At 66.7% G+C, this 12,513-nt stretch carries 12 protein-coding genes; 4 read left to right on the top strand and 8 right to left on the bottom strand.

Translation table 11 applies throughout. The features are described 5' to 3' along the window. Positions 1-36: 36 nt before the first annotated feature. Together M2282_RS22465 and M2282_RS22470 are read left to right on the top strand one after the other, a co-directional pair. Positions 37-966 (top strand): LysR family transcriptional regulator, encoded by a 930-nt coding sequence (locus M2282_RS22465; RefSeq protein ID WP_280810979.1) that lies wholly within the window; start codon positions 37-39, stop codon positions 964-966. 125 nt (positions 967-1,091) lie between these two features. Next, on the top strand, positions 1,092-1,562 hold the full coding sequence (locus tag M2282_RS22470) for a DoxX family protein (protein ID WP_280810980.1): 471 nt from the start codon (positions 1,092-1,094) through the stop codon (positions 1,560-1,562). A 9-nt stretch (positions 1,563-1,571) separates the two neighbouring features. Here M2282_RS22470 and M2282_RS22475 read toward each other — a convergent pair whose 3' ends face one another. Next, positions 1,572-2,315 (bottom strand): Crp/Fnr family transcriptional regulator, encoded by a 744-nt coding sequence (locus M2282_RS22475; protein ID WP_432422927.1) that lies wholly within the window; start codon positions 2,313-2,315, stop codon positions 1,572-1,574. Between the two features lie 29 nt (positions 2,316-2,344). On the opposite strand from M2282_RS22475, the gene M2282_RS22480 reads away from it, so the two are divergent. Together M2282_RS22480 and M2282_RS22485 are read left to right on the top strand one after the other, a co-directional pair. Then, positions 2,345-4,006 carry an adenylate/guanylate cyclase domain-containing protein gene (locus M2282_RS22480; protein WP_280810982.1) on the top strand — a complete coding sequence of 554 codons (1,662 nt, stop codon included), beginning with the start codon at positions 2,345-2,347 and terminating at the stop codon, positions 4,004-4,006. A 112-nt stretch (positions 4,007-4,118) separates the two neighbouring features. Next, complete coding sequence (locus M2282_RS22485) at positions 4,119-4,475, top strand: alpha/beta hydrolase (RefSeq protein WP_280810983.1); 357 nt, start codon at positions 4,119-4,121, stop codon at positions 4,473-4,475. A gap of 21 nt (positions 4,476-4,496) precedes the next feature. Here the strand turns inward: M2282_RS22485 and M2282_RS22490 are convergent, their stop codons facing one another. The 7 genes from M2282_RS22490 to M2282_RS22520 all read right to left on the bottom strand — a co-directional run bounded on the left by M2282_RS22490 (position 4,497) and on the right by M2282_RS22520 (position 12,205). Continuing rightward, the gene (locus M2282_RS22490; RefSeq protein WP_280810984.1) at positions 4,497-5,558 is read right to left on the bottom strand and encodes a maleylacetate reductase; all 1,062 of its coding nucleotides are present in this window, start codon (positions 5,556-5,558) and stop codon (positions 4,497-4,499) included. A 159-nt stretch (positions 5,559-5,717) separates the two neighbouring features. Continuing rightward, positions 5,718-6,755 (bottom strand): RNA 3'-terminal phosphate cyclase, encoded by a 1,038-nt coding sequence (gene rtcA / locus M2282_RS22495; RefSeq protein WP_280810985.1) that lies wholly within the window; start codon positions 6,753-6,755, stop codon positions 5,718-5,720. After that, positions 6,752-7,606 carry a nucleotidyltransferase domain-containing protein gene (locus M2282_RS22500; protein ID WP_280810986.1) on the bottom strand — a complete coding sequence of 285 codons (855 nt, stop codon included), beginning with the start codon at positions 7,604-7,606 and terminating at the stop codon, positions 6,752-6,754. Before M2282_RS22500 ends, rtcA begins: the two co-directional genes overlap by 4 nt. 60 nt (positions 7,607-7,666) lie before the next feature. Further along, positions 7,667-8,347, bottom strand: a complete 681-nt coding sequence (locus M2282_RS22505) for a hypothetical protein (protein WP_280810987.1) — start codon at positions 8,345-8,347, stop codon at positions 7,667-7,669. 181 nt (positions 8,348-8,528) lie between these two features. Then, on the bottom strand, positions 8,529-9,752 hold the full coding sequence (locus M2282_RS22510) for an RtcB family protein (protein WP_280810988.1): 1,224 nt from the start codon (positions 9,750-9,752) through the stop codon (positions 8,529-8,531). A 38-nt stretch (positions 9,753-9,790) separates the two neighbouring features. After that, positions 9,791-10,291: a hypothetical protein gene (locus tag M2282_RS22515; protein WP_280810989.1), complete on the bottom strand. Its 501-nt coding sequence runs from the start codon at positions 10,289-10,291 to the stop codon at positions 9,791-9,793. Between the two features lie 570 nt (positions 10,292-10,861). Continuing rightward, complete coding sequence (locus M2282_RS22520) at positions 10,862-12,205, bottom strand: vWA domain-containing protein (RefSeq protein ID WP_280810990.1); 1,344 nt, start codon at positions 12,203-12,205, stop codon at positions 10,862-10,864. Positions 12,206-12,513: the final 308 nt, after the last annotated feature.

Raw genomic sequence — 12,513 nt, forward strand, 5'->3', positions numbered from 1 at the left:
CCGCCACCCAAGACAAGCCTCCCGGAGACACCCGCCATGGACCGCTGGACCGAAATCGCACTGCTCGTGCAGATCGCCGATGCCGGCAGCCTGAGCCGTGCGGCCGAGGCGCTGGGCCTCTCGAACGCCGCCGCGAGCCGCCACCTGAGTGCACTCGAAGCCCGGCTCGGCGCGCGGCTGGTGGAGCGCAATACGCGGCGCCTCTACCTCACCGACACCGGCCGCGAGTTCTGCGCGCGCGCCAAGACCATCCTGGCCGACCTGGCCGATGCAGAGTCGACGGTGAACGCCACCGCGCTCAATCCGACTGGCGTGCTGCGCATCACCGCCTCGCTGTCGTTCTCGATCCATCACATCGCGCCGCTCCTGCGCGACTACACGCAGCGCTATCCGGGCGTGACGGTGCACGTGGAGGCGGCCAACCGCTACTTCGACCTGATCGACAACAACATCGACGTGGCGATCCGCACGCGCGAATTCGAGCCCGATTCGAACGTCACGATCCGCCGGCTCGGCGAGACGCGGCGCATCCTCGCGGCGTCGCCCCGCTACTTCGCGCATCACGGCTTTCCGAAGACGCTGGACGAGCTCAAGCAGCACAAGCTGCTGATCTACACCCACGCCAACAGCCCGAACGAGCTGCGCTTCACGCGCAAGGGCGAGACGCACACGGTGTCCGTCAACGGCCTGCTCGAATCGAACGACGGCCAGGTGCTGCGCGCCGCCGCACTCGACGGCATGGGCATCCTGGTGCAGCCGACCTACATCGTCCATGAAGACATCGTGGCCGGCCGCCTCGTGCCCACGCTGGACGACTGGGACCTGCCGCACCTGACGATCAACCTGGCGTACCCGAGCCGCAAGCATCTGTCGGCGAAGGTGCGCAGCTTCATCGATTTCATGGCGGCGCATTTCCAGAAAATGGACTACGAGCGCAAGTGGACCAGCCACTTCGGCGCCCACTGACCGAGCCTTTCACCAAAAGATGTGCGTAAACGCACATCCTGCTTTCCGGCAGCTCCGCACACTGGAACCGCAACCGCCGCATTCCGTGGCGGACCCTTCCTTTTTCAAGTTCGCAAGGATCTGCCATGAACACCGTAGCCGCCAATACCTCGCGTGCGTCGCTCACACCGTCGTCGCTCGCCTCGCCCTCCCCCGCCTCGCTGGACGATGCCGGCAAGCTGCTGCTGCGCGTGACCATCGGCGTGCTCGTGCTGCTGCACGGCATCTTCAAGCTGTCGGCCGGCGTCGGCTTCATCGGCGGCATGCTGGCCAAGGCGGGCCTGCCGGGCGGGCTGGCCTATCTCGTGTATGTCGGTGAAATCGTGGCGCCGCTGCTGCTGCTCGCCGGCTTCTGGACCCGCGCCGCCGCCGGGGTGATCGTCATCAACATGATCGTGGCCCTCGGCCTCGTGCACATGGCCGACCTGTTCGCACTGACCAAGCAGGGCGGCTGGGCGCTGGAACTGCAGGGCCTGTACCTGTTCGGCGCGCTGACCGTGGTGCTGCTGGGCGCGGGCCGCTTCAGCGTCGGCGGGACGAACGGACGCTGGAACTGATCCGCCGGTTCAGCCGGCGTCGCCACGCACCTGCGAGACCATGAGCTCGAGGCGGGCGGCGTCGGCCACTAACAGCGCCTTGCCGTCCTTGCGCAACACGCCGCTGCGCACCAGCACATTGAGTTCGCGCGTGACTTGCTCGCGGTTCGTGCTGATCTGGCTGGCCAGCTCCGCATGCTTGGGGGCGGGCTCCAGCCGGGACTCGTTGCCCTCGATGCCGGCGGCGCGCGCCAGGCGCAGCAGCTCGGCATGCAGCCGGTTCTGCACGCCGAGCGTGCTCAGGTCGATCACGCGTTCGGAGAGTTGCCGCACCAGCGATGCCAGCCGCTGCATCACCCGCTCGGCCACCAACGGCTCGTCGCGCAAGAGGGCCATGAAGGCGGGGCGGTCGAGGCTGGCGACCACGCTGGGCTCCAGCGTGACCACGTCGGCGGAACGCGGGCCGCCGTCGATGGCGGCGATGTCGCCGAAGTACTGGCCGGCCTCGGCATCGCGGAAGGTGACCTGCCGGCCGTTGGCCGAATAGGTCGTCACCCGCACCCGGCCCGAGACCAGCAGGAACACCTCGCCCTGCTGTTCGGCGCGCAGGAGCAGCGGCTTGCCCGCCTCCACGCTGTGCCACAGGCACTGCTGGGCGAGCAGGTCCAGGCGCTGGTCGGAGAGGCCTTCGAGCAGCGCGATCTGGCGCAGCGCGAGGCTGGAGCGGGGAGTGGATGCTGGTGTGGCCATGCCGGTCGGTAGGGGCGCGCGCATTATGCTCGGGTGCCGCTTCGAACCCGTTCATGGACAGACGTTCCCCTCCCCAGCCTTTTCCCCTGAAACCGCCGACACGGCGCAATCTGCGTTGGGTGAGCGGGCTGGTGCTGATGGGCTACGTGACGCTGCACCTGCTGAACCATTCGCTGGGCATCTATTCCTTTGCGCTGGCCGAGAGCGTGCTGCGCGGCGCGCAGAAGTTCTGGCACAGCCTGCCGGGGACGGTGCTGCTCTATGGCGCCGCCCTCACGCACCTGGCGCTGGCCGTCGTCGCCCTGTGGGAGCGGCGCACGCTGCGCATGCCACCGCTGGAGGCCCTGCGCGTGGTGCTGGGCTTTGCGCTGCCGCTGCTCATCGCCACCCATCTGACGGCGATACGCGGCGCCTACGAGGCCTACGGCATCGACGGCTCCTACGTGCGCGTGGTCTGGGGTCTCTGGAGCCTGCCGGGTGCGGCCGCCCAGTTCAGCCTGATGCTCGCGGCCTGGACCCACGGCTGCCTCGGCCTGCACTTCGCGCTGCGAGCACAGCCGCTGTACCGGCGCTTGTCTTCCCTGCTGCTGGCGATGGCGGTAGTGCTCCCGTTCACGGCGGCGATGGGGTTCATCTCGATCGGGCGCGAGTTCCAGTGGACCGGCGTGCCGACCGTGCCGGTGCCGACGCCCGCGCAAGGGCTGGCGTTGAACGAAGCCGAACAGAGCCTCAAGTGGCTGTATGTGCTGGCGCTGCTGGCACTGCTCTCGGCACGCTGGGGACGCAACTGGTTTGCGCGCCTTTCGCGCCAGCCGTCCATCGCGCTGCGCTACCCCGACCGCACGGTGCAGGTGCCGCGCGGCTGGAGCGTGCTGGAAGCGAGCCGCTCGCACGGCATCGCGCATGTGTCGATCTGCGGCGGCCGCGCGCGCTGCTCCACCTGCCGTGTGCGTGTGATCGGCGCGGCCGGGCACATCGGCGAGCCGGGCCGCGACGAGCAGCGCACGCTCGAACGCGTGCGCGCGCCGGCCGACGTACGGCTGGCCTGCCAGCTGCGCCCGCATGGCGACATCGAAGTCACGCCGCTCTTTGCACCGCTGCCCAACGCGGGCCGGCCCGCGCCGGTCGGCAGCTTCGGGCGCGAGCGCGACGTGGCGATCCTCTTCGTCGACCTCAGGCGCTGGTCGGGGCTCTCGGAGCGGCAGTGGCCCTTCGATCTCGCCTATGTGCTCGACCGCTACTTCGCCACCGTCGGCGCGGCCGTGCGCGAGAGCGGTGGCGTGCCCAACCAGTTCATCGGCGACAGCGTGATGGCGATCTTCGGACTCGAGACCGACCTGCCCACCGCATGCCGGCAGGCACTGCATGCGACCACGCTGATCGCCCAGCGCATGGACACATGGAGCGAAGGTTTCGAGGCGCAGTTCGGGCAGCGCCTGGAGTTCGGCATGGGCCTGCATGCGGGGCGCGCGGCGGTCGGTGAAGTGGGCTACCTGGAGACCACCACCTTCACCGCCATCGGCGAAGTGGTGAACACCGCAAGCCGCCTGCAGGACCACTCGAAGACGGCCGCGTCGCGCCTGGTCGTCTCGCTGTTCGCGGCACAACAGGCCGGCGTTGCGGATGCGATGGGAGCACCCGAAGCGCTCGCCGTGCGCGGCCGCTCCGAGCCGCTCGAAGTGCTGTATCCGCAGCCCGCAGCCTTGTCCCTGTAGTTGGCGAAAGCGGTGCGCAAACGCACAGCGCGAACCACGATGCGGTTTCACACTGCATCCCGTGGCAACGACGAATGTCCGCCGTCCACACCGTCATCCGAAGGGACACATCATGAAAACCAGCCAACTCATCGCTCTTTCCGCCGCAGCGCTCGCCATGCTGGGTGCTGCAGGCGCGCACGCCGAAGCCTATGAAGGCGTGCACGCGATCACCTCGGCCGCAGCCCGTGCCGACGTGCAGGCGCAAGCCGTGGCCACCGCACGCAGCGGCAACATCTATTCGGACGCCGCCGCCGAAGGCGTGGCCGTCGCCAATTCCACGCGCGAGCGCAGCAGCGTGCGCGAAGAAGCCGTCGCCACCGCGCACGACCCGCTGCAAAGCCTGGACAAGCGCGCGTTCTATCGCGACCAGGTGCCGTCGGCCTACAAGAAGCCCACGGTGTCGTTCACCCGCCAGGCCGGCCTGTAAGAACACGCTCCCTCGGCCCTGTCAGGGCCGCGCACCTTCCCACGCGTTCTGCAGCAAGGCACGAATCGCATCGCGCTCCAGGGGGCGCGGATTGGGGTACTGGTTCTGGAGCGCATGCGCGCAGGCCAGGTCCAGGTCCGACTCCTTCATGCCGATGTCGCGCAGCGCGACCGACGCGCCGTTGTCGCGCGCGAGGTCGAACACGGCCTGCGCCGCATTGCCTGCACCGAGTGCTTTCGCGATGCGCGCCATGGCTTCGGGCGCCGCCGCGGCGTTGTAAGCCAGCGCATGCGGCAGCACGATGGTGTGCGTCTCCGCATGCGGCAGGTTGAAGCTGCCACCCAGCGTGTGGCACAGCTTGTGGTGCAGCGCCATGCCGACATTGCCGAGCACGGTGCCGCAGAGCCAGGCGCCGTAGAGCGCATCGCTGCGCGCGACCGGGTCCTGCGCCGATGCGCGGATCGCCGGCAATGCGCGGCCCAGCGCGGCGATGCCTTCGTGCGCCATCAGGTCCATGACCGGATTCGCGTCGCTCGCGTACAGGCCTTCGGCCGCATGCGCGATGGCGTTGATGCCGCTGGTCACGCTCATGCCCACGGGCAGGCTCAGCGAAAGCTCGGGGTCGTAGATCACGGTGCGCGGCAGCACACGCCAGTCCTTGCCGGTCTTCTTCATGCCGGCCTCGGTGATGCCGTAGATCGGCGTCATCTCGGAGCCCGCGTAGGTGGTCGGGATCGCGAGGATCGGCAGGCCGGAATCGAGCGCGATGGCCTTGCCCAGCCCCGTGGTCGAACCGCCGCCGATGGCCACGGCGCATTCCGCACCCAGGCGCTGCGCCACATCCCGCGCTTCGCGCGCGGTTTCGATGGGCACGTGCATCACGGCGCGGTCGAACACGCCGGCCGCGCGCGCACCCAGCATGTCGGCGATGCGCTCGGCCTGCGGGCGCTGCTCGGGCGTGGAGAGCACCAGCGCGCGCCGCGCGCCGATCGCATCGATCTCGCGCGCCAGGTGCTGGAGCGAGCCCGCACCGAAGACCACGCGCTGGGGAACGCTGTTGTAGACGAAGGATTGGACAGGCATCGCTCGATCTTTCCTGAAAGGGTTCGGGCGAGTGTCCGCGCGCTCCCCGGACGGTTCAACCGCGCGAGCGGAAAGGAGTTTTCCGCTCGGCATGGGGATGTCGATGGCTCTCGATGGCACCGACGCCGCTCGCCTGAGCGAGCAGGCGCCTTCATTCCATCAGGCCGGCGAGACCTGCACCGTCGAGGCCGCGCGGCTCTCGGCGATCGTGAAGCGCACCGGCAGGAAGCGCTCGATCACCGCGCAGTTGGTGCGCGTGTGCTCCGTCACTTCGCTGCAGGTGAACGCGGCGGGCCTGCGCCCCTGCCACACGGCGAGGGCCAGCAGCAGTGCAAGCTGATCGGCCAGGTGCGGTCCGACGGCCGCCTCGCTCTTCTGGAATGCGCGCAATTCTTTCACCAGACCGTGCGCCACCTGCTCGGCGCTGAGCGTCTTCTCGCCGAAGGTCGTGAACACCTCGGTGACGTGTTCATAGGCCAGCGTGGCGATCAGCGCATTGCCCGGGCCTTCGTTCTGACGCACTGCACCAAGGCGCAATTGCTCGCCGGACCAGCCCATCGCGCCGCCCAGCGTATCGAGCTCGCGCGTCGATACATGGCGCGGCAGGCCCGGTGCCAGGCATTCCGCATGGGCCGATTGCTGCGCGCCGCGCGCCATCAGGTCGAAAGGCTGCAATGCGCCCGCGGCCGGCACGATGGTCGCTTCGACCTCACCACCGCCCGCCGGATAGAAGCCACAGCGGCGCAGCGTCAATTGCAGGTCAGCGCCGAGGCGTCGCACCAGCGGCGTGAAGGCGCGCTCCAGGAAATGGAAGGGCGGCGCCATCGGGTTGTGCGTGCCGCCGCTCAGGTGCACCGTGCTTCGCGCACCAGCGAGCAGCAGCGGCGGCAGCACGGTCTGCAACACCAGCATGCAACTGCCCGCGCTGGCGATGGCGAAGCGGTAGTCGCCTGCGCGCACCGGGCCCGGGGTGAAGCGCAGCGATTGCGAACCGAGCTCCGCACCTTCGACCTGCGCGCCGCTGATTTCGGCCGCGGCCTTCACGCACGCGAGGTGCTGGCGCATCAGGCCCGGCTTGGCGCGGCCTGCGCGAATCTTCTCGATGGCGAGGGGTTGACCCGTCACCACCGACAGCGCGAGGCTGGTGCGCAGGATCTGTCCGCCGCCCTCGCCTTGGGAACCGTCCAGTTCGATCATGCGCGGCCTCCTTCCTGCGCAGCTCCGTCGAAGCGCAGGACCGTCTCGCAAAGAAACGCGTCGAGCCCCGCCTCACCGGCCTGCGGCAGCGACGTGATCGGCACCGCAGCGTTGGCCGCCAGTTCGGCTTCGATGAACGCGTGGATGCCGGGCCAGCGCGGGCTGGTCGCGGCTTCGCCGGCGCGCATCTTCACTTCGAGCAGTGCGTTGATCTCGTCGACCAGCGCGGCATCGCGCACGACGTCGAGCGTACGCTGCGCCAATTCGGCAAAACGCATCGGCGGCACGCCGGGCTGCGTGCGGATCCAGCGCGCGGCCAGCAGCGGGCGCAGCACGTAGAGGTATTTCTTGTAGCGCACCTCGTCGGCTTGCAGGTGCTCGCGGAAGTTCTTCTTCGCCATCGAGCTGTAGTGATGCCACGCGCGCGCGTTGGAGAACACCGCTTCCGAGAGCGCGCGAAAACGCGGCATCGCGACCGCATCGTCGCGGTAGACGACGGGCGAGCGCAGCCACTCGAGCAGCGTCGGGTTCGATTCGCGCATCAGGCCCAGCGCCTTGCGCAGGTCCCAGCCGTTGATGTCCAGGTCGCCGCTGATCGGCACCTCGATCACATCGCGCTGCGGCGTCACCGTGAGGTACCACGGCAGGCGGTTCACGTAGATGAAGCGCACGTCATAGTCGCTGTCGGGCGAGGCAAAGCCCCAGCCGCGGCTGCCGGATTCGCAGGCGAAGAGGACGGTGACGTCGTGGCGCTGCTCGATGGCGCGCAGGTTGGCCATGATCTCCTCGCGCATGGCGGGGGCTATGGGGTGGGCGGAGCGGAGGAACTCCTTCTGTTCTTCTTGCTTCATGGCTCGAAATTCTCGTTCTTGTCTGTCGTTTTCTTTCGCCGGCACAACGCGGCGGCCAGCTCAGTCGGTCTGGCTGGCCATCGCCGCGGCCAGGATGCGCCGGCGCGGGTTCCACACCGTGAAGCACCAGATGCCCCACCACTCCTTGCCGTCATCGAAATAGTTGCTCCACTTGCTGCGTTCCGGTTCGCGCTCCGGGTCGCCGACCCAATCGAGCACGACGATGTCTTCACCCGACAGCAGTCCAGTGCATTGGCAAAAACGCGAAAACAGCTGCGCGCAATCGGCCGCGTCCGCGACACGCAGCAAGTGAGGCGGATGGCCGAAGGCCTCGCAGAACCATTCGAACCACGAGACCTCCTCGGGGTCGCGCTTAGAGTCCACGTAGTACTGCGGCGCGAAGCTGTCGGCGCGGACCACCGCCGATGCTTCGAGCGGCGTGGCTCGCGCGGCATCGACATCGGTATCGAACGCGAAACCGGCGACGAATACCGAGGCGAGCGAAGGATCGCGTGCGATCGCTTCCCGGCGGTAGCGTTGGGCGCCCGCCTCGATGTCGTCGCACAGCAGGCGCAGCACCGCACGATGATGCGCTTCGCCGACGTCATCGACATCCGCGGCGACACCACATACGGCAAACTCGAACCCCGAGCCGAGGCGCCGCAACGTTTCGCGCAACGCAACCACTTCGGCCTCCTTGTCCGATGAAAGCGACGTCACCTCATGCGAACGCGCGTTCATGCGGCCTCCAGAAAAAAGTAACGCGCCCACGCTCGCGCATCTCGGTCGGGCGCATGCATCTGCGCCCCGCTGCGAGGGACGTGCCCGGGGAAATTCGCGTCTATTTCGGCGCGGCGTTGCTTGTTGCTTCTCATGGTCTTGTCCTCCATTGATCGGCCGGGCATATGCCGACGGCCTTTGTCTAACCTTTGACGCAAACCACCTGCTTGAGCGTGTAAACCACCTCCACCAGGTCCTGCTGCGCCGCCATCACCGCGTCGATGTCCTTGTAGGCCATCGGAATTTCGTCGATCACGTCGGCGTCCTTGCGGCATTCCACGCCTTCGGTTGCGGCGATCTGGTCGGCGACGGTGTAGAGCTTCTTGGCCTTGATACGGCTCATCTTTCGACCGGCGCCGTGGCTGCAGCTCATGAAGCTTTCGGGGTTGCCCTTTCCGCGCACGATGTAGCTCTTGGCACCCATGCTGCCGGGGATGATCCCGAGTTCGCCAAGCTTGGCACTCACCGCGCCCTTGCGGGTGACGAACACGTCTTCGCCGAAGTGCGTCTCGCGGCTCACGTAGTTGTGGTGGCAGTTCACCGCTTCCACGTGCGCCTCGAAAGGCTTGGTGATCACCTTGCGCGCGGCGGCGACCACGCGCTGCATCATCACTTCGCGGTTCGCACGCGCGAACTTCTGGGCCCAGCCCACCGCGCGCACGTAGTCGCCGAAGTACTGGGCGCCTTCCTCGAAGTACGCCAGGTCCTGGTCGGGCAGGTTGCGCTGGTGCAGCTCGGCGTCCTTCTTAGCAAGCTCGATGAAGTGCGTGCCGATGGCGTTGCCCACGCCGCGCGAACCCGAGTGCAGCATGAACCACACAGCCCCCGCTTCGTCGAGGCACACCTCGATGAAGTGGTTGCCGGTGCCCAGCGTTCCCAGGTGCTTGTGGTTGTTGGTGTTCTTGATGCGCGGGTAGTCCTCGCAGATTGCATCGAACTCATCCACCAGTTGGGCCCAGGCCGCATCAGTTTCGTCGGGCGGCGTTTCCCACGAGCCCTTGTCGCGGCCCATGCGCTTGGGGTTGCTTCCGTGCGGCACGGCCTTCTCGATCGCCGAACGCAGCGGGCCCAGGTTGTCGGGCAGGTCGCGCGCGTTGAGCGTGGTCTTGCAAGCCATCATTCCGCAGCCGATGTCCACACCGACGGCGGCGGGAATGATGGCCTTGAAGGTCGGGATCACCGAGCCCACGGTCGCGCCGATGCCGTAGTGCACGTCGGGCATGGCCGCGATGTGCTTGAACACGATGGGCAGGCGGGCGGCGTTCTCGAGCTGCTTTTGCGCTTCGTCTTCGACCGGGACGCCGTTGGTCCACATCTTCACGGGGACGCCGTTGGCCACTTCATGCAGTTTGTAGTTCTGTTTCATTTCTTTTCTCTCCGAATGTCTATCTCTTTGTTCGTTTTCTACTTCCAGGAAGCCCACGGCCACTTCTTGAATGCCGCGATGAGTCCTTCGTACGTGCGGAGCGGGAAATCGTGCTCCACCCAAAGCTCGCGGTACTTCGCAAGCCCCAATTCCACATAGATGCGCTCCAGGATCGCATGGATGTTGCGCACCAGGTCCACGCGCTGGAAGGTTCCGCGGTCGAGCACCTGGTAGTTGTCCATGGCCGTCATTTCCCAGCTGGCCCAATCGCGATAGCCGCGCAGCTCGAAGGCCAGTTCGTCCTTCTCGCCCGTCACCACCAGATGAACCTCGCCGGGCTCGTCCATGAAGACCGCAGAGGCGTGCTGTGCGCCCTTCACCAGATCGAGCCCCATGCGAGCGAGGTCGCCCAGCGAATCGTGCAGGTACGACACCGCGAAGGCCATGGGCCCCGCATCGGCACGAAAACTCAACGTGGCCCAGCCGGTGCCGCTCAGCACGTAGCCGATCCGTTCCTGGGTGCGATCTTCTTCCAACATATCTTCTTTCTTCTGTTCAACGACAACGAAAAAGGAGGTGACGAGAAACGGTGGGTTGTGAACTGAGCTATCTGCCGAAACAGACCGGGACTCGGACCCGGGACCTTCATGGCCAAGACCATGACGCTCTTACCTGTAAACCCACCTGCATTCACCTCAAAACAAAAAAAGCAGCGACAAGAATCGACGAAACGTTTTCGTGCTCTGACCGCTGAGCTACGGTCTTTCGACCGGCGGGATTCGAACCCGCGACCCCGAGCGTTGGAGGCTGTAGTTCCGTCAGCATTCGCTGCAAAAAACAGTGCGACAAGGATGGCAAGACGTAGACCACGCCGGAGAACCGGCGCCGGGAGTCGAACCCTGGTCAAACCCTGGTCAAACCCTGGTCAAACCAGATGTAGTCCTGCCTGCATTCGCACAACAACTTGCACCCCCGTTCGGCGACAAACATTCGGTGCGAGGAAGAACATGGTTGGATGTACTCGCATCTGCATTCGCCGAACGACGACGTTCAATTTCTTCGGATCGGGCACCGCGGGCCAAGGCCCACGGCACCCTCTCTCTTTTCTCTCAGATCGAAGTCTCTTCGATCACACCCACCCAGTGGTCGGCGCCCAGGCCACCCGCGGCATACACCGCCAGCAGCTTGAACACTTCGTCGCTGAAGCCGCCGATGTTCAGCACATCGTCGCGCTCCTGCGCCTGGGTGGTCGCGTACGGCTGGATGTCGATGCACACCATCCGCGCCTTCGGGTTGCGCTGCTTGAACGCCTCCCACTCCTGCATGGTCGCGGTACCGCGGCCACGTGCGCGGTCGGCCCACGATTCGTTGTCCGACACCAGCACCACCAGATCGGCTTGCGCCTTCTCCTTGTTCAGCAGCGCCAGCGGCGCGCTGCACGAGGTACCGCCGCCACCCACCGCCGCCAGCTTGGCCGCGTTGGTCATCACCGAATCGCGGGGATTCAGCTTGAGCGACACCACCTTCGTCTCGAAGGGCAGCACACGCGCATCCGCATTGCGGCGCAGCACGGCGGCGGCCACCAGCGCGGCCACGTCGATGCAGCGCACCGCCGAGGTCGCAGAACCGCGGTGGCCCGTCACCGGCGAGCTCATCGAGCCCGACACGTCGGGGCAGACCACCACGCGGCCCTCTAACACCGGCACGTTGGCCAGCGCGAGTTCCATCGCGTCCTGCAGCGCTTCCTTCACCACGTGCGGCACCTCGGCGCCGGTTGCGGTGAAGGCCGCCATCAGCTGGTACGGCAGCACGCGCGCCTTGGCCACGGCCTGCGGGTCACGCAGCTTGGCAGCCACTGCATCGGCGAGGCCCGGCAGTTCGAACACGCCGTGGCGCGCAAAGGTGTTCAGGTTCTGACGCACCATCTGCCACGAACCACGCTGCGCGATCTGCGCCCAGGCCTGGGTGTCCAGCTCCAGCGCGGACAGCATCTGGAACGGCACGTCCGGCACCTCGAGCGAACGGTCTCGCTTGAAGCGCTCGAAAGCCTGCGTCACCGGAGGCAGGGCCTCCAGCGCATACGGACGATCGATCAGCCATGCGAACCACGCGGCGCGCCAGGCTTCGACGGGCTTGGGGTGAACCATCTTCACCACGTCGGCCAGCGAAGGCGCGTTGCCCACCGAGGCGTTCAGCAGTTGCGCCTCGGTCGCTTCGAGCAGCCATTGCTGCACGAGCTTCTTCGGACGCGTACCGAGCGACTTGCGGCCCACGGCACCCGAACGCAGCATCTGCACGAAGTTGCGCAGCATCTTGCCGTTGTCCACCACGCGGGAGAACACCTTGGCGAGCAGCGACACGTCGCGCACCGCCAGCGTCGCGGCCAGCAGCGCCGGCATGTCCTTCATGTGGCCGGCACGGCGTGCGTACACGGCGGTCTTGGCAACGAACACCGGATCGACTTCGCGGGTGCAGGGCCAGCACGGCGTCGAGCTGGTCCTGCGCCTGTGCGTAGAAGGTGTTGTTCAGGCAACCGGTTGCGGCGAGTTGCGCCAGCTGGTGCTTGGGCGACAGCGCGTAAGCCACGCCACCCGCTTCGTTGAGCGCGGTGGCCGAAGGCTGCAGGGCGCCACGGCGGGTCTGGAAGAGTTGAAGGTTGGCCATGTGACTTCTCCTTGTGAGGTTCTTTTTGTTCGTTCGATTTCTTGGATGTGTGATCCTTATCGCAACGGGTGTGCCAGCTCTGGGTCGTTTGCCGAAT

The sequence above is a fragment of the Variovorax boronicumulans genome (genome assembly GCF_029892485.1).
GTDB classification, from domain to species: domain Bacteria; phylum Pseudomonadota; class Gammaproteobacteria; order Burkholderiales; family Burkholderiaceae_C; genus Variovorax; species Variovorax boronicumulans_B.